This is a genomic window from Streptomyces sp. 6N223, from assembly GCF_052246635.1.
Taxonomy (GTDB): domain Bacteria; phylum Actinomycetota; class Actinomycetes; order Streptomycetales; family Streptomycetaceae; genus Streptomyces.
Genome location: NZ_JBQQCA010000018.1, coordinates 63,809 through 80,637, shown reverse-complemented (window position 1 = coordinate 80,637; position 16,829 = coordinate 63,809). Strand labels below are relative to the sequence as shown.

The window sequence follows — 16,829 nt, the reverse complement described above, 5'->3', positions numbered from 1 at the left end:
TCTGAATGATCTGTCTCGCACCATTGTGGGGGCTCCTGGCGTCATGGCTGGTGAGAACTGATGGAAACGCCGGATCCTTCGACGGTGAAGACGGGAATGCTGTCGAGCGGCGCCTCTGCCGTGACGGTCCGGCCGCCCTCGTGGAGCAGGCCGGTCCTGGCGTCCGTCCAGGCGCGGCCGTCCGGGAGCGGCGGGAGATACACCTCGCGGCTCGTCACGCCGGGCGCGGTGACGGGCGCGACGAGGATGTCCGGGCCGAAGAGGAACTGGTCGTCGATTCCCCAGGCGGCCTCGTCCTCGGGGAAGTCGACGAACAGCGGCCGCATCGGCGGCAGCCCGGTCCGGGCGGCCCGGCGCATCTGCTCGTGGATATACGGGCGGAGCCGCTCGCGGAGCCGGAGCTGGGCGGCGATGATGCCGTAGGCCCGCTCGCCGTAGGACCAGACCTCGTTGGGGCCGCCGGTCTGGGCGTATCCGGTCGGCGTGCGCGGCTCGCGGTCGCCGTGCAGCCGGAACAGCGGGCAGAAGACGCCGTACTGGAACCAGCGGACCATCAGCTCCTGGTACGCCGGGTCGCGGGCGTCGCCGCCGTGGAATCCGCCGATGTCCGTGGTCCACCACGGGATGCCGGAGACGGCGACGTTCAGGCCCGCGCGGAGCTGGCGGGCGAGGGAGTCCCAGGTGGCGGGGATGTCGCCGGACCAGACGGCGGCGCCGTAGCGCTGCGAGCCGGCCCAGGCCGAGCGGCACAGCAGCACGGTCGGCTCCTCCCCGGCGGCGGCCATGCCCTCGGCGAAGAGCCGGGCGTTCTCGCGCGGGTAGACGCTCGCCACTTCCGAGCCGGGCCCGGCGTAGAGGGTGAGGTTGGCGGGGTGGGCCGGGTTCAGCTCGGGCTCGCAGGCGTCCAGCCAGAAGACGCGGATCCCGAGATCGAGGTAGTTGCGGGTGACCAGGCCCCAGACGTGGAGGCGGGTGGCGGGGTTGGTGGGGTCGTAGAACGCCACCGGCATCGGCGCGGCCATGCCCTTGTCCTGGATGGTCTGGTGGAACTCCACGCCCTGGTCGGAGCCGACGAGCAGCCCTTGGTCGCGGAAGTCGGCGTAGTTCTCCGACAGCGGCGAGATCGTGGGCCAGATGGACACCATCAGCTCGACGCCCATCTCGCGCAGCTCCTGGACCATGGCGCGCGGGTCGGGCCACTCGGCGGGGTCGAAGCGGTAGTCGCCCATGGCCGACCAGTGGAAGTAGTCGGCGACGATGACCGATAGCGGCAGGCCGCGGCGCTTGTGCTCGCGGGCGACGGCCAGCAGCTCGTCCTGGTCGCGGTAGCGCAGCTTGGACTGCCAGAAGCCGCTGGCCCAGGAGGGGAGCTCGGGCGGGTGGCCGGTGGCGTCGGCGTAGCGGCCGAGGATGCCGGCGGGGGTGGGGGCGGCCGTGATCCAGTAGTCGATCTCGCGGGCCTGGGCGGCCTGCCAGCGGGTGGCGTTCTCGGCGAACTCGACGCGGCCGACGGCCGGGACGTTCCACAGCAGGCCGTAGCCGCGGGAGGAGAGGACGAAGGGGATGGAGACCTCGGCGTTGCGCTGGAGGAGGTCCAGGGACAGGCCCTTGAGGTCCAGGCGGCCGTGGGTGCGCTGGCCGAGGCCGAAGAGCCGCTCGCCGGCGTACGCCTCGAACTGCTGGTGGATCTCGTACGCGCCGGAGCGGTTGCCCTGGTACGCGCGGGCGCCGGGCATCCAGAAGTGCTCGCGGGACTCGGCCAGCAGGGTCTCGCCGGTGGAGGTGCGGGAGAAGGTCAGCAGCGGCTCGGGGTAGGCGGCGGAGGTGTCGATGTCGACGTCGACGGTGATCTCGCCGTTGACGAGGGTGGCGTGGGTCGCGCCGACGGTGACCGGGGCGGCGGTGACGGCGGGCGGGGTGTCGGCCAGGGCGCCGTGGCTCTCGGCGGGGATGCGGTACTGGGCGGCGCGGACGCGGACGCTGTCGGTGCCCCACGGCTCGATGCGCAGGACCTCGTGGCGGTGACGGACCTCAAGCGCGCCGCCGGGGGTGCGGAAGGTGACCACGTGTGGTGTCTCTCTCCTCTGATGCTGTGTCAGTTCTTGACGGCGCCGGCCGTGACGCCGGCGGCGACGTAGCGCTGGGCGATGACCAGCAGGATGGCGGCGGGGATCGAGGCGACGACGGCGGTGGCCATGATCGCGTTCCACTCCTGGTTGTTGTTGCCGATGTAGCGGTAGATGCCGAGGGTGATGGGCTGCTGCTCGCCGCCGCCGTCGAGGGTGCTGGCGAAGATGAAGTCCGACCACGCCCACAGGAAGGCGAAGAGCGAGACGGTGACGGTGGCGTTGCGGCTGACGGGAAGCACCACGGAGCGGAAGACGCGCCACGGCCCGGCGCCGTCGATGCGGGCGGCGGCGATCAGCTCCTCGGGGATGCCGGCCATGAACGCGGCGTAGATCAGCACCCCGAACGGCACCGCGATGGTGGAGTCGGCGATCACCAGGCCCCACCAGGTGTTGAGCATGTCGAGGTTGAGGAAGATGGCGTAGAAGCCCATCGCCATGATGATCCCGGGGATCATCTGGGCGACGAGGAGGACGAAGGAGAGCAGGCCGCCGCCGCGGGGACGGAGCCGCGCCAGGGCGTACGCGGCGGGCGCGGCGATGACGAGGGTGAGGGCGACGGTGCCCAGGCCGATGAGGAGGCTGGTGCGCAGGTAGGGCAGCTGGTCGCGGAGCACCGCGTCGTAGCCCTCGAAGGTGGGGTCGAGCGGCAGGAGGTGCGGCGTCTCCCGGCGCATGTCCTCGGGGCGGGTGAGGGAGACGTTGACCATCCAGTAGACGGGGAAGAGCATCACGGCGGTCAGGGCGAGGCCGGCGGCCGTCTTCCACCGGGTGGTCTTCCGCTTCTTCCGCTTCATCTGCTTCATCTGCTTCATGACCACACCTCCTGCCGGCGCTGTGTGCGGATATACAGCAGCCCGAAGGCCAGGGCGAGAAGGATCAGGACGTTGGCGACGGCGGCGGCCGGGCCGAAGTGGGGCACGAGGGAGCCGAAGCCCTCGTCGTACGCCCAGGTGGCCAGGGTGGTGGAGGAGTCGCCGGGGCCGCCCCGGGTCATGATCCAGATGATGTCGAAGACCTTCAGGGTGTAGACGAGGCCGAGGAGGAGGGTGATGGCGGAGACCGGGCGCAGCAGCGGGAAGGTGATGCGCCAGAACCTCTGCCAGGCGGTGGCGCCGTCGAGCGCGGCGGCCTCGTGGAGTTCGGCGGGGATGGTCTGCAGGCCGCTGTAGAGGATCACCAGGTTGAACGGGATGCCGATCCAGATGTTGGCGAGGGTGACGGCGGCCAGCGACCAGTCGGGGGAGGTCAGCCAGTTGATCTGGCCGATGCCGAACGCCTCCAGCGCGGCGTTGACCACGCCGGACTCGCTGTTGAGCATCCACGACCAGGTGGAGGCGGAGACGATCAGCGGCAGCAGCCAGGGGACGAGGAAGAGGGCGCGGAGGGTGGCGGACAGGCGGAAGTGCTGGTGGAAGAAGACCGCCAGTGCCAGGCCGATGGCGTACTGGAAGGCGAGGGAGACGAAGGTGAAGAGGAGGGTGTTGCGCAGGGCCGGGCCGAAGGTGGGGCTGTCGAGGATCTCGGCGTAGTTGTCGAGTCCGACGAAGGGGGCGTTGTTCTGGACGAACGACGCCACCGTGTAGTCCTTCAGGGACAGCTCGACGTTGCGGTAGAGGGGGTAGGCGTAGAACGCCAGGAGGTAGAGGACGAGCGGGGCGAGGAAGCACCAGGCGACGGCCTGGGGCGGCAGGTGGCGCCGCCGCCGGCCCCGCGGCCCGGCGGGCGGGGCGGCGGGTGGCGCGCCGCGCTTGCTGACGGTGGGTGCGCTGGCCATGTCGGTCACTCCGGCTGTTCCGGTCTACTCGCCTGCGGTGTCCGCGGCGGCCGCCTCCTGCGCGGCGCCGAGCGCGCCCCGCGCGTCCTGCGCGCCCGACAGGGCGCTGTTGACCGCGGTCCAGAGCTGTTCGGAGATGACCGGGTAGTCCGTGCCGAGGTCGTCGCTGGTGCGCCCCTTGGCGGAGCCGACGGCCTCGACCCACGGCTCGAGCGCGGCGTCGTCCGTCCGCTGCCGGTCCTGCACGGCGGCGACGGGGGCTATGTAGGAGAGGGTGGTGTCGGTGGCCAGGAGGTTGTCCTCGCGGGTGAGGCAGTTGACGATGCGGGTGGAGACGTCGTAGCGGGCGCTGTCGGTCTGGACGGGGACGGTGAGGAACTCGCCGCCGGTCGGGACGGGGGCGGCGCCGCCGTCGCGGGCGGGGATGGTGATGACGCCGTAGTCGAAGCCGGCGTCCTCGGCGTTGGCCAGCTGCCAGGTGCCGTTCTCGGCGAAGGCGTAGTCGCCGGTGGCGAACTCCTGCCAGCTCGTGGTCTGGGTGTTGTTGATGACCGAGTTGGGCGCGAAGCCGCGGTCGAGCCAGTCCTGCCACAGGGCCACGGCGGCCACGGCGGCGTCGGAGTCGATCTCGCGCAGGTCGGCGCCGGCGCCCCAGAACCACGGCAGGAACTGGAAGGTGCCCTCCTCGGTGCCGATGGCGGAGAAGGTGATGCCCTTGTGGCCGGCGTCCGTGACCTGTTCGAGGGCGGCGGTCAGGGAGTCCCAGTCGGTGACGGAGGCGGGGTCCACGCCCGCGTCGTCGAGCACCTCGGCGTTGTAGTAGAGGGCCAGGGTGTTGGCGCCGATCGGGACGCCGAAGGTGTCGCCGCCCACCTGGCCGGCGGCGAGGATGTTCTGCTCGTAGCCGGAGGTGTCCAGGTCCAGGTCCTCGGTCGTGTTGAGGATGCCGGCCTCGGCGAGGGTGGAGACCACGGGGTTGTCGACGAGCATGACGTCGGGAGAGTTGCCCTGCTGGCCGGCCAGCAGCGCGCGGTTGGCGAGGTCGGAGGTGTCGTAGGCGGTGCGCTCGACGGTGACGCCGGCGCGTTCGCCGCAGTCGCTGACCAGGCGGGCCCACTCGGAGCCCTCGTCGAACTGCGGGTAGGGGTCCCAGAAGGTGTACGTGCCGCTGTCCGCGTCGCCGCCGGAGCCGGAGCCGCCGCAGGCGGTCGCTCCCACGGCGACCAGGGCGGTCATCGCGATGGCCGCCGCGGTGCTTGTCGTTCTCGTCCCTGCCATGGCCGTGTTCCTCTCTGAACGCCGGTATGAATGCAGTGCTGGCCGTCGAACTGTCGAACCGGTTCGACAAGTGGGCGCGTGCCGTCCAGCGTGACTCTGGTGGTGTCTCTTGTTGTGTCGTGCCTTGCCCTACGCCGGGCCGGTGCTGCCCCGGTCGGTCAGGCGTGGCGGGATGAGGTTCACCCCGGGCGGGCCGAGGCGTTCGCCCTCCGCCCGGCCCCCGGCCATCCGCCGCACCAGCAGGTCCACGGCGAGCCGTCCGAGTTCGTCGGGCGAGGTCTCCACAGCGGTGTAGGGCAGTGCGAACGTCCGGCCGAAGTCGTGCGAGTAGAGGCTGACGACGGACAGGTCGTGCGGCACGCGCACGCCGTGCTCGTGCAGCACCATGGGCAACGCCGCGACCGAGCCGTCGTTGTGCACGACCATTGCCGTCGCCCCGGGGTGGGCGTCGAGGATCGCGTGCAGGCTGTGCGCGATCCCCGGCTGCCGCGCCTCGCCGTAGTGCGCGTGGACCGTCATGCCCAGCGTCCGCGCGTGCCCCACCACGGCGTCGCGGAAGCGCCAGCTGTAGGGCGCGCCGCGGGAGAAGACGTCCTCGGGCGGCGTGACGAGGATGGTCTCGCGGTGCCCGAGCGCATGGAGGTGGTTCACGAGGGTGCGGGCCGCCGCGGCGAAGTCCAGGTCGAAGACGTCCACGCCCTCGGTGTCGGAGGGCAGGCCGATGAGCACGCCCGGCTCCCGGGCCCCGCGCAGCGCCGCCACCCGCGGGTCGTCGTGGGTCACGTCGAGGAGCACCAGGCCGTCGACCTTGCCCGCGCCGGTGATCCTGCGCAGCGCGGCGGCGCCGTCGGCGTCGGTGACCATGAGGATGTCGTAGCCGAGCTCGCGGGCGGTGTCGGAGACCGGCAGCACGTACTGGAGCATCGCCGGGGCGAACTCGTCCTCGTGGAAGCGGAGCATGAGGCCGACGACCTTGGTCCGGGAGGTGGCCAGCGCCTGGGCCCCGGCGTGCGGGGTGAAGCCGAGGTTCCGGATGGCGTCGTCGATGCGCCGCCGCGTCTCGTCGGAGATCGCGCGCTTGCCGGAGAGGGCGTAGGAGACCGTGGAACGGGAGACGCCGGCGGCCCGTGCCACGTCGCCGATGGTCACCATGCCGCCTCCGCCTCCACCTCACCGCGCCGCCCGGACCGCTCGTCGAACCGGTTCGATTGGGGAGGGACGCTAGCACCGGGGCCCGGCCCGCCTCAAGACGCTGGGGGAAACGTCCTGAGACCGGCCGGGCCCGGGGCTCTCAGCAGCGGGTCAGCAGCAGGTGTCGTGCGCATGCTCCTCGCGGTGCCACCAGTACCGTTCGCGGGCCGGACCTCGCGGCACGGGCTCGGCCCACGTGGTCGTGGTCGTGGCGGCGGCGGCCCGCGCCTCCGGTGACGACCCCCCGGCCACCAGCTCGTCCACCGTGTGCACGACTCCGCCGCACACCACCTGGCGTACCGCGGCGGCGGCGTTGATGTCGCTCAGCGGGTCGCCCTCCACCAGCACCAGGTCGGCGAGCCTGCCCGGCTCCACCGTGCCCAGGTGGCCGCTCATGCCGACCGCCCGCGCGCCCGTCACCGTGGCGGCGCGCAGCGTCAGGTACGGGCTGGCGCCGTACCGCACCATCATCTGGAGGTTCAGGTGGTAGTAGATGGCCTGCGGCACCAGCGGGCTGTCGGTGCCGGCCCCCACCCGCGCCCCGGCCTGCAGCAGCGCGCGCATCGTCGCGCCCTGCCGGGCGGCGAACGCCAGCGCGTCGGTCGGCTCGGTCGCCTGCGCGTCGGCCACGGCCGTGCTGAACTGCTGGTACTCCGCCGCGCTCATCAGCGAGGTCAGCCGCGGGTCGTCGACCGCCCACTGAGCGTGCCGGTACAGCGCGGGGCCGGTGCTGGACAGGCCGGCGCCGGACAGGGCGAGCGTCGGCGTGAAGACCATGCCGGAGGCGGCGAGCGGCTCGGTCACGTCCTGGTAGGTGTGGCCGAGGTGGGTCTCCTTCTGGCGGCGGCCGTAGCGGCTGGTGCCGCCGATGTGTTCCACGCCGTCGGCGCCGAAGCCGAGCGGGCCGAAGAGATAGTGGGAGGTGACGGGCAGTCCGGCGCGGTGGGCCGCCTGAACGCCCGCGCGCTGGAGGGCGTACGGCAGCCGCACGTAGGTCTTGAGCAGGTCGTGGCCGAGCGCCGCCGCCTTGGCCACCTCGCGCTCCACCTCCTCCTCGCTCGTCGTGGGGCGTCCGACGCCGTAGTAGGTGCGGGTGCCTTCGAGCGCGTCGCCGCCGACGAAGAGGCGGGGGCCCGTGCGGCGTCCGGAGTCGATGGCCTCCTTGGCCTCGACCGACGCGTAGTGCGCGCCGCCGGGCGAGCGCAGCGTGGTCACGCCGAACGCCAGCCACAGCCGCATGGTCTCGGCCCGCTGCCAGGGGGCGTGTTCGTGGAGGGCGATCATGCCGGGCATCGCCGTCAGGTCGCGGGCGTCGACGGTGCGGTCGCCGGCGACGGCGCCGCGCGCCACGACCTGCTCGATCCGGTTGCCCTCGATGACGATGTCCACGTCCTGCCGCAGGGACTCGCCGGTGCCGTCCCACAGCGCCCCCACCTGCACGACGGTGCGGCCGGTGGGCCGGGCCTGGCGCCAGGTCAGCCCGGTCCGGACCGTAGTGGCGCGGCCGGTGCGCGCGTCGGCGAGGCGCAGCCGGCCGTCGGAGAGGTAGAGCAGGGAGCGGGAGTCGGCGCTCCAGCTCGGGGAGTCGGCGGTCTCGGCGTTCAGCTGACGGGCGGGGCCGGTCGGCCGCCCGGCGGCGTCGAGGGCGCTGAGGTGCAGGGTGCCGCCGACGACGTACGCGGTGTGCCGGCCGTCGGGAGAGTGGACGGGGCCGGCGTCGATGCGGTTGGCGAGGGACCTTCCCGGCGCCGGCTCGTCGTAGTGGGTCTCGCCGCTGGCGAGGTCGATGGTCAGGACGCGGTTGACGCCCTCCCGGTAGCGGGGCGTGGCGGGCACCAGGGCGGCGCAGGACAGCTTGGTGCCGTCGGCGGAGAAGGTGGTCCTTCCGATCCCGCTGGACACCAGGTTCACTTCGCGCACGGCGCCGGAGGCGACGTCGACGGTGTACACGTACGCGGACCAGAAGCTGAAGGCGACGGTCGTGCCGTCGGGGCTGAAGACCGGTGCGGACACCTGGCCCTGAAGGTCAGTCAGGCGCCGGTCCTCGCCGCTGTCGAGGTCGTGGATCCACAGGTCGGAGGCGCCGCCGCCGCGGTCGCTGACGTACACCAGGCTGGTCCCGTCGGGGTGCCAGGCGGGGTCGCCGTTGACGTTCCCGTCGGAGACAACGGCCCTGGGCGTGGAGCCGATGCGGCCGACCCAGATGTCGCCGAGCGCGGCGAAGGCGATCCGGCGGCCGTCGGGCGACAGCGACGGGCTGAGGATGCCCTTGACCGGGCGCGGCGCGGTGGAGTCGAAGTCCCGCGCGGCCGGCCGCTCGGGGACGCGCGGCACGGTGATGTGGGCGGTGAAGGGGACGTCCGCGACGGCGGCGGCGCCGGGGGTGGCGCCGGGGTTGGCGCCGGGGTTGGCGCCGGAGGTGGCCGTCAGTGTGCGCCGCCGGATCTTCCCGTCGGCCGTGTAGAGCACCTCGTCGCCGGCGGCCCAGCGCGCGGCGAAGGGGAAGACCTCCTCGCCGTCGTCGGAGATGGTCTCCCCGTCCACGACGAGGTTGGCGGCCGAGGAGGTGAGGTGGACGTACGCCAGCCTCGCGCCGTCGGGTGAGAGCGACGGGCCCGCGACGCGGCCCTCGGTGACGGTGACGAGCGTGGTGCGGGTGCCGTCGGCGTCGGCCCTCACGATGCTCTGCGGGGCGTCGCCCTGGCCGCTGGTGAAGACGATGGCGTCGCCGTCGGGGTGCCAGAAGGGCTGCGCCTCCTGGGTGGTGGCCTCGGCGGTGGCGTCCGTGCCGGGAGCCCAGATCCCGCTCTCGCCGGTGTCGAGGTCGAGCACGTGGATGGCGTAGCGCCCGTCCGTCTCGGCCGCGTAGGCGATCCGCCTGCCGTCCGGGGAGAAGCGGGGCTCGCGGTGGTCGGCGCTGCCCTCGGTGAGCTGCCGGGCTCCTGTGCCATCGGCGTTCGCGAGCCAGAGGTGGAAGTTGCCGTCGGCGTAGGACTGGTAGACCACGTGGCGGCCGTCGGGTGAGAAGTCGGGCTCGGACGCCTCCTGGTCGATGCCGGTCAGGCGGCTGGCTTCGCCGCCCCGGGCGGGGAGGGTCCACAGCAGGTTGAGGAGGTCGAGAACGATGGTCCGGCCGTCCGGGGAGAGGGCGGCGGAGGCGTTGGTGGCCTCGCTGACGGTGATGCTCCGGGTGTCGCCTTCGGTGGCCTCGGTGGCGTCCGAGGCATCGGAGGCGAGGCCGGCTAACGAGCCGCCCACCCACAGGGCTCCGGCACCGGCCGCCGCCTGACCGCTGCGGCGGATGAGTGTTCTCCGTGAAAGCTCCATCGCCATGTCCCCTTTGATCAAACGTGATCGAAGCTTTGGTTTCGGCCGAATCTACGGCCCGATCCGGCGCACGAGAATTCCGGGGAGGGCGGCGTTAGGCGGCCTTAAGGACGGCCTGGAGAGGACGGTCTGGAGACGACGGTGTCGAGAGGGGCGAAGCGGCGGCGCGGCGCGGGGCGTTCTACGATCGTCGGCATGTCGGTCGAACCACAGCCCGATCCGCCGCTCGCGCCCGACGAGTTGGCCGGCACGGGCGGCGAGCGCGAGGTGCTGGAGGCGTTTCTCGACTTCTACCGGGGGGTGCTCGTCCGCAAGGCGTCGGGGCTGTCCGAGGCGGACGCCCGGCGGCGGCTGGTGCCGTCGATGACGACGCTGGCGGGGCTGGTGAAGCACGCGACGGGCGTGGAGCGCGGCTGGTTCCAGCGGCGGTGGGCGGGGCGTTCGGACGCCGAGATCGGTGGGCACGTCGGGGGCCGGGAGGACAGCTGGGAGCTGGGCGAGGACGAGACGGTGCCGGCGCTGGTGGCGGAGTACGAGCGCGCGTGCGAGGAGTCGCGCCGCATCGCGGCCGGTTCCGCCCTCGACGAGTCCGTGCCGCACCCGCGGCTTGGCCGGGTCTCGCTGCGCTGGATCTACGTCCACATGATCGAGGAGACGGCGCGGCACGCGGGGCACGCCGACATCCTGCGCGAGCAGATCGACGGGGCGACCGGGGTGGACGGGTAGTCACCGGCGTCTGACCTGGCGGCTGACCATTCGGTTGACCAGTTGGTTGACCAGTCGGTTGCCCTGTCAACCCAGGGTCGCTTGTGGGTTACGCCTCGGCGGCTTACGTTGGGAGGGCGAGCTACCGAGGGGAGTTGACCGGTGACCGAGGATGGCGTCGTCGTCGCGGACGGATCGGGCGGATCAGGCGGGGAGGCGCCCGTCGAGATCGACACCTCGGTGCCGCACTCGGCCCGCATCTACAACTACTGGCTGGGCGGGCGCGACAACTACGCCGTCGACCGGGAGGCGGGCGACGCGTACGTGGCGGCGTTCCCCGGCATCATCGACGCGGCCCGCGCCTCCCGGGTGTTCCTGACGCGGGCCGTGCGCTTCCTGGCGGGCGAGGCGGGCATCCGGCAGTTCCTCGACATCGGCACCGGCCTGCCGACCGTCGACAACACCCACGAGGTGGCGCAGCGCGTCGCCCCCGACGCCCACGTCGTGTACGTGGACAACGATCCGCTGGTGCTCACGCACGCCCGCGCGCTGCTGACCTCCACCCCCGAGGGCGCCACGCACTACATCGACGCCGACGTGCGCGAGCCGGAGCGCGTTCTCGCCCAGGTCGGCGAGCGGCTGGACTTCGGCCGGCCCGTGGCGTTGATGCTGATGGGCATCATGGGGCACGTCTCCGACGACGACGAGGCGCTGTCGATCGCGGGGCGGCTGCTGGCGCCGCTGCCCTCCGGGAGCTACCTGGCGCTCTACGACGGGACCCGCGACTTCAGCCCGGCGTTCGAGGAGGCCCAGCAGGGATACGACGACACCGGCGCCATCCCCTACAAGCTGCGGCCGGGCGCACAGATCAGACGCTTCTTCGACGGGCTCGAGCTGGTCGAGCCCGGGTTCGTCATGTGCAGCCGCTGGCGGCCCGAGGCGGCGGCGTTCGGCGAGCCCGCCGACGTGGACGTGCTCTGCGCGGTGGGCCGCAAGCCCTGACCGCGCGTCACAGCCAGCCGCTCGCGCCACCCGAAGCACCCCGAAGCACCCCGCACCACCCGCACCACCCGCACACACAGGCAGGCAGTTGAGACATGGGAGCCATCGAGGCGACGAGCCGTACTTCCGCCGGGACCACCGAACGCCGGCGGACCGACACCGGAGCGAGCGCAGGGGCGGGCGCGGGTGCGGGGCCCGCGGTGCCCAGGCTCATACTGGGGGCGCGGCTGCGGGAGCTGCGGGAGGCGTGCGGCATGAGCCGGGCGGAGGCGGCCTGGGCGATCCGGGCCTCGGAGTCGAAGATGAGCCGCCTGGAGCGCGGCCGCACGGGGTGCAAGGCGCGCGACGTGGCGGACCTGCTGACGGGGTACGGCGTCACCGACGAGGCGGAGCGGGCCACGCTGCTGGCCCTCGCGGAGCAGGCCAACGTGCCGGTGTGGTGGCAGGCGTACGCCGACGTGGTGCCGTCGTGGTTCGAGACGTATCTGGGGGTGGAGCAGGCGGCGAGGGTGATCCGGGGGTACGAGGTGCAGTTCGTGCCGGGCCTGCTCCAGACCGCCGACTACGCGCGTGCCGTCATACGCCTCGGCCGGATCCGCGAGGGGTTCGCGGCCCCGGGGTGGGAACGCCGGGTGGCGCGGCGCACGGAGCTGCGGCTGGCGCGGCAGCGGATCCTGCACAGGGAGCGTCCGGCCCGGCTGTGGGCGGTGATCGACGAGGCGGCGCTGCGGCGGCCGGTCGGCGGCCTGGCCACGCTGCGCCGGCAACTCGCGCACCTCGTGGCGATGAGCGAGCTGCCGCACGTGACGATCCAGGTGATGCCGTTTCACGCCGGCGGGCACGCGGCGGCGGGCGGGCCCGTCAGCATCGTGCGGCTGCCGGGCGGCGCCTTCCCGGACGTGGTGTTCCTGGAGCAGCTGACCAACGCCGTGTATCCGACGCGGCCGGCGGAGGTCGAGCGGTACCTGCACCTGATGAACCAGCTGGCGGTGCAGGCGGAAGAGCCGGGCCCGAGCAGGGAGTTGCTGCACCGGATGATGCGGGAGACGTAGCCCGGCTGGCGGGGGGCGGGGGGCGAGAGGAGCGGGAGGCGTGAGGCGGGCGAGCGCTGTCAGCCCTGCCGGAGGACGGCGAGGTAGCGGCGGGCGCTGGCGGCCAGGCTGGGCCAGTGGCGTTCGCTGACGGCGGTGGGGTCGATGAGGCCGACGCCGACGCCGACGCCCGCGCAGCCGGCGCGCAGGCACTGGCGGCCGAGGGCGGCGGTGACGCCGCCCGTGGCCAGCAGCGGGATGTCGGGGAGGGGCTGGCGGAGCTGGCGTATGTAGGAGGCGCCGACGGGCCCGATGGGGAAGATCTTGACGAGGTCCGCCCCGGCGGCGCGCGCCCGGACCGCCTCGGTGGGGGTGAACGCCCCGGGCACGGAGGTGAGTCCGGCGTCCTTGGTCGCGGCGACCACGTCCGGGTCGAGGTGGGGGGAGAGCAGGAAGGTGGCGCCCGCGGCGGCGGCGTTCTTCACGTCGGCCACGGCACGGACCGTGCCCGCGCCCACGTGGACGGAGTCGGCGAAGCGGTCGGCGAGCGCGGCGATGGCGTCGAGGGCGTTCGGGGTGTCGAGCGTGACCTCGAAGGCGGTCAGGCCCTCCCCCAGCAGCGCCTCGGTGGCCTCGCACACCGCGTCGGGTGTGAGGCCCCGGTAGATGATCAGGACGTCCGGCAACGGCATGGCGCATCCTCCCGATCTCTGGAATCTTACGCATTATGCATTGTCCGCACGCTCGGATGGGAGGGCAGGAATGGCCGCAGGGATGGCCAACGTGAGGAGCGGCGAGGCCTTCGCCGTGGTGGAGCCGGCCACCGGCAAGGAGATGGCGCGCGTCGCCGCCGGAACCGAGCGGGACGCGGCGACGGCCGTCGAGGCGGCGGCCGGGGCCATGGCGTCCTGGCGCGGGCTGCCGGTCCCCCGGCGTTCGGCCCGGCTGCGCGCGATCGCCGCCCGGCTGCGGTCCGAGGAGGGCCGGGGCCTGGCCGAGACCGTGGCCCGCGAGACGGGCAAGTGCCACCGCGAGGCGCTGGCCGAACTCGCCCTCTCCGCCGACTACTTCGACTACTACGCCGACCTGGCGCACGCCACGCTCGCCGACCGGGCGCTGGCGGTGCGCGAGGGCATACGCCACCTGGTGCGCGGCGAACCGGTGGGCGTGGCCGCCGTGGTGACGCCGTGGAACTTCCCGGTCTCCATCCCGGCGCGGAAGATCGCGCCCGCGCTGGCGGCCGGGTGCGGCGTCGTCTTCAAGCCCTCGGAGCTGTCGCTGCTGTCCAGCCGGGCGTTCGCCGAGCTGTGCCGGTCCGAGCTGCCCGAGGGGCTGCTGGCCACGGTCGCCGGGGACGGGCCGGTCGTGGTGGGGGCGTGGCTGGCCGACCGGCGGGTGCGGCTGCTGCACTTCACCGGCTCGACCGCGGCCGGACGGGCCCTCGCGCGAGAGGCGGGCGCGGCGCTGACGCCGGTGGTGATGGAACTGGGCGGGCGGGCGCCGTTCCTGGTGCTGCCGGACGCGGACGTCGACCACGCCGCCGACACGCTGATGGTGGCGAAGTTCCGCAACAACGGCGCCTCGTGCATCGCCGCGAACAACGTGTGGGTCCACGAGACGGTGCGCGAGGCGTTCCTGGCACGGCTGCGGAAGCGGGTCTCGGCGCTGGTCGTGGGCGACCCGCTGGACGAGGGCAGCGCGCTGGGGCCCGTGCGGACGCGCGAGGAGGCGGTGCGCCTGGAGGCGGCCGTGGGCGCGCTGGCGGACGCGGGGGCGCAGGTGCACCGGGGGGAGGCGCCGGGCGGGCCGGGGGCGTGGGTGCCGCCGACGCTGGTGATCGACCCGCCGGCGGCGGCGCCGGAGTGGCGGCGGGAGATCTTCGGGCCGGTGGCGATGGTGCGTTCCTTCGCCGACGTCGCGGAGCCGCTGGCGGACGCGGACGGGACGGCGCATGGGCTGGCGGCGTATGTGTGCACCGGGGACGCGACGTCGGGGGCGGATCTGCTGGCGCGGATGGACGTGGGGATCGCGGGGGTCAACATCGCGACGCCGGCCACGCCCGAGGTGCCCTTCGGGGGGCGGGGCGACAGCGGGATCGGCTACGAGGGGGGCGCCGTGGGGCTCGCGCCGTTCCTGGCGCACCAGTCGGTGGCCGTGGTGCCGGGTCGTCGGGCGTCGGAGTCAGGCGCGTGAGAGCACCTGGAGGACGCTGGACTTGACCGACTCGACGTGCTCGCGCACGGCGGTCTCGGCCCGGTCGGGGTCGCCGTCGCGCACCGCGTCGATGACGGCCTGGTGCTGGGCGTGGGAGAGCGCGGGGCGGCCGGGGAGGTGGACGGCGCAGCGGACGCGGACGGCCTGGATGCGGCGGTGGGTGCGCTCGGCGAGGGCGGCGAGCTCCGGGTTGCCGGACAGCTCGTTGAGGGCGCGGTGCAGCCGCACGTCGATCTGGTTGAACGCCACCTGGGTCGGCTCGTGGAGCACGTGGCTCGCCTCAGTCATCAGCGCCCGCAGCGGGGCCAGGTCCGCCTCCCGGGGCCCCGCCTCGGCGGCGCGGCGGACGGCGCCGGTCTCCAGGATGGCGCGGATCTCGTACAGCTGGGCCACGGTGGCGGGGTCGAGGTCGACGACGACGGCGCCGCGCCGGGGGTGAAGGTCGATCAGCCCCTCGAAGTCGAGGCGGCGCAGGGCCTCGCGGAGGGGGGTGGTGGAGACGCCGAAGTGCTTGGCGAGCGGGATCTCGCGCAGCCGGGTGCCCGGGTCGAGCCCGCCGCTGAGGATGGCGGTGCCCAGGGCCTCGTGGATGCGGTCGACGAGGCTGCCGGCGGGGGCCAGCGGCGGGAGGGAGTCGAGCTCGAGCATGGCAGCGGATTCTACATTATGTATCTACAGGGCGTGTTGTGACGCGGGCTCGATGCTCTACGAGGCGGACGATTACGGCAGCGGCTTCTTCGACGCGGGCGACTTCAGCACCCGGGCGCTGACCGAGGAGGAGATGGTGGACGACCTGTCGGTGCTGCTGACCGCCATGAACGGCTGAACCGCCGGCCCGCTACGCCGGGTTGAGGTGGGCGAAGGGGTCGGCGTAGAAGCGGTCGAGGACGCAGGTGGCGGCGGAGACGACGGGGGCGCTGTCGCCGAGGGTGCTGGGCCGGATCATGGCCTCGACGTCGACGTCGCGGCCGGCCCAGCGCAGCGCCTCGGCGCGGATCTCGGCGAGGTGGGCGGGGGCCAGCAGCGGGGTGCCGAAGAGGATGACCTGGTCGGGCGTGAGGAGGTCGATGACGATGGCGACGGCCTCGCCGAGTGCGCGGGCGCGGTCGCGCAGGAGGTAGTCGGCGACGGCGTCCCCGGCGTCGGCCAGGGCGACGAGGTCGTGGACGGTCTGGCCCTCCGCCAGCAGCCCCTCGCGGACGGCGCGGTAGAGCACGGCGCGGTCGCCGGCGACGGACATGAGGCAGCCGTTGCGCCCGCACTCGCAGGGCATCTGGGCGGGGCGTGAGAGCGGCAGGTGGGCTATCTGGCCGGCGCCGTCGCCCTGGCCGTGGTGGAGGCTGCGGCCGATGACGATGCCGGCGCCGATGGCGTTGCCGACGAAGAGCAGCACGAAGTCGCGCAGCTCGCGGTCGGCGCCGAACCACATCTCGGCCCGGCACAGGGCGCGTTGGGTGGACTCGACGAGGAGCAGGCCGGGGAAGCGGTCGGCGGCCAGGGCGGGGATGTCGGCGTCGACCCAGCCCAGCACGTCGTGTTCGCGGATGGTGCCGGTGGTGGAGTCGACCCGGCCGCCGGTCGCGAAGCCGGTGCCGATGATGCGGGCCGAGGTGCCCTTGACCAGCCGGGCCACGTGGTCGCCGGCCTCGCCGACGACGACGGCGGGGTCGAGCTGGCCGTCGTGCGGGATGCGCACGGTCTCCCCCACCAGGCGGCCGCGCAGGTCGACCAGGCCGATGGTGGTGCGGCGCAGGCCGACGTGGATGCCGACGGCGTGGAAGCGGCCGGCGGCCAGGTCGAGCGGCACGCGCGGGCGCCCGGCCTCGTGGGAGGGCACGGAGGGCAGTTCCTCCAGGACCCCGGCGCGGGTGAGGTCGGCGGTGATCCGGGTCGTCGCCCCGGAGCTCAGCGCCAGGCGGCGCGCGAGGTCGATCCGGGGCGTCGGTCCGCTCTCCAGCAACACGCGCAGCAGCGCGGCCACGTTGTGACGCCGCACGTCCGGAGTCGTCGCCGCGCGTGCAGGCGAGACTGCGCTCCTGTTCCGCATGCCACCCGTCCTTTCTCGGCCATCCGTCTGGCTGCGGGGTGTTGCGTGATGTTGCTTTGTGTTGCCTCGGGTAGCGAGACATTTCTGCTGAGTGAAATTAATCAGACTCCGACGGCCGACGTCAACCACAC

At 73.2% G+C, this 16,829-nt stretch carries 14 protein-coding genes; 5 read left to right on the top strand and 9 right to left on the bottom strand.

Annotation, left to right across the window (positions count from 1 at the left end):
- Positions 1–41 precede the first annotated feature (41 nt).
- The 6 genes from ACTWQH_RS14050 to ACTWQH_RS14025 all read right to left on the bottom strand — a co-directional run bounded on the left by ACTWQH_RS14050 (position 42) and on the right by ACTWQH_RS14025 (position 9,699).
- The gene (locus ACTWQH_RS14050; RefSeq protein ID WP_443286835.1) at positions 42–2,066 is read right to left on the bottom strand and encodes a glycoside hydrolase family 31 protein; all 2,025 of its coding nucleotides are present in this window, start codon (positions 2,064–2,066) and stop codon (positions 42–44) included.
- A 29-nt stretch (positions 2,067–2,095) separates the two neighbouring features.
- Complete coding sequence (locus tag ACTWQH_RS14045; protein WP_443286834.1) at positions 2,096–2,941, bottom strand: carbohydrate ABC transporter permease; 846 nt, start codon at positions 2,939–2,941, stop codon at positions 2,096–2,098.
- The gene (locus ACTWQH_RS14040) at positions 2,938–3,903 is read right to left on the bottom strand and encodes a carbohydrate ABC transporter permease (protein ID WP_443286833.1); all 966 of its coding nucleotides are present in this window, start codon (positions 3,901–3,903) and stop codon (positions 2,938–2,940) included. Before ACTWQH_RS14040 ends, ACTWQH_RS14045 begins: the two co-directional genes overlap by 4 nt.
- A gap of 24 nt (positions 3,904–3,927) precedes the next feature.
- The gene (locus tag ACTWQH_RS14035; protein ID WP_443286832.1) at positions 3,928–5,181 is read right to left on the bottom strand and encodes a sugar ABC transporter substrate-binding protein; all 1,254 of its coding nucleotides are present in this window, start codon (positions 5,179–5,181) and stop codon (positions 3,928–3,930) included.
- 129 nt (positions 5,182–5,310) lie between these two features.
- Positions 5,311–6,333 (bottom strand): LacI family DNA-binding transcriptional regulator, encoded by a 1,023-nt coding sequence (locus tag ACTWQH_RS14030; protein ID WP_443286831.1) that lies wholly within the window; start codon positions 6,331–6,333, stop codon positions 5,311–5,313.
- Between the two features lie 150 nt (positions 6,334–6,483).
- The gene (locus ACTWQH_RS14025; RefSeq protein WP_443286830.1) at positions 6,484–9,699 is read right to left on the bottom strand and encodes an amidohydrolase family protein; all 3,216 of its coding nucleotides are present in this window, start codon (positions 9,697–9,699) and stop codon (positions 6,484–6,486) included.
- A gap of 195 nt (positions 9,700–9,894) precedes the next feature.
- Here ACTWQH_RS14025 and ACTWQH_RS14020 point away from each other — a divergent pair, with 195 nt between their 5' ends.
- The 3 genes from ACTWQH_RS14020 to ACTWQH_RS14010 all read left to right on the top strand — a co-directional run bounded on the left by ACTWQH_RS14020 (position 9,895) and on the right by ACTWQH_RS14010 (position 12,458).
- Positions 9,895–10,425 carry a DinB family protein gene (locus ACTWQH_RS14020; protein WP_443286829.1) on the top strand — a complete coding sequence of 177 codons (531 nt, stop codon included), beginning with the start codon at positions 9,895–9,897 and terminating at the stop codon, positions 10,423–10,425.
- Between the two features lie 141 nt (positions 10,426–10,566).
- Complete coding sequence (locus tag ACTWQH_RS14015) at positions 10,567–11,406, top strand: SAM-dependent methyltransferase (protein ID WP_443286828.1); 840 nt, start codon at positions 10,567–10,569, stop codon at positions 11,404–11,406.
- Between the two features lie 200 nt (positions 11,407–11,606).
- Complete coding sequence (locus ACTWQH_RS14010; RefSeq protein ID WP_443286827.1) at positions 11,607–12,458, top strand: helix-turn-helix domain-containing protein; 852 nt, start codon at positions 11,607–11,609, stop codon at positions 12,456–12,458.
- A gap of 59 nt (positions 12,459–12,517) precedes the next feature.
- On the opposite strand, the gene ACTWQH_RS14005 is transcribed toward ACTWQH_RS14010, so the two are convergent.
- A complete protein-coding gene (locus ACTWQH_RS14005; protein WP_443286826.1) occupies positions 12,518–13,129 on the bottom strand; it encodes a bifunctional 4-hydroxy-2-oxoglutarate aldolase/2-dehydro-3-deoxy-phosphogluconate aldolase in 612 nt (203 codons plus the stop codon).
- 82 nt (positions 13,130–13,211) lie between these two features.
- Between ACTWQH_RS14005 and ACTWQH_RS14000 the strand changes: the two genes are divergently transcribed.
- Positions 13,212–14,630: an aldehyde dehydrogenase family protein gene (locus ACTWQH_RS14000; RefSeq protein ID WP_443286825.1), complete on the top strand. Its 1,419-nt coding sequence runs from the start codon at positions 13,212–13,214 to the stop codon at positions 14,628–14,630.
- Here the strand turns inward: ACTWQH_RS14000 and ACTWQH_RS13995 are convergent.
- Positions 14,619–15,299, bottom strand: coding sequence for a GntR family transcriptional regulator (locus tag ACTWQH_RS13995; RefSeq protein WP_443286824.1), 681 nt, complete (start codon positions 15,297–15,299; stop codon positions 14,619–14,621). The two genes, ACTWQH_RS14000 and ACTWQH_RS13995, sit on opposite strands and share 12 nt — an antisense overlap.
- 52 nt (positions 15,300–15,351) lie before the next feature.
- On the opposite strand from ACTWQH_RS13995, the gene ACTWQH_RS13990 reads away from it, so the two are divergent.
- The gene (locus ACTWQH_RS13990; protein WP_443286823.1) at positions 15,352–15,477 is read left to right on the top strand and encodes a hypothetical protein; all 126 of its coding nucleotides are present in this window, start codon (positions 15,352–15,354) and stop codon (positions 15,475–15,477) included.
- Positions 15,478–15,489: 12 nt separating this feature from the next.
- On the opposite strand, the gene ACTWQH_RS13985 is transcribed toward ACTWQH_RS13990, so the two are convergent.
- A complete protein-coding gene (locus ACTWQH_RS13985) occupies positions 15,490–16,647 on the bottom strand; it encodes an ROK family protein (RefSeq protein ID WP_443286822.1) in 1,158 nt (385 codons plus the stop codon).
- Positions 16,648–16,829: the final 182 nt, after the last annotated feature.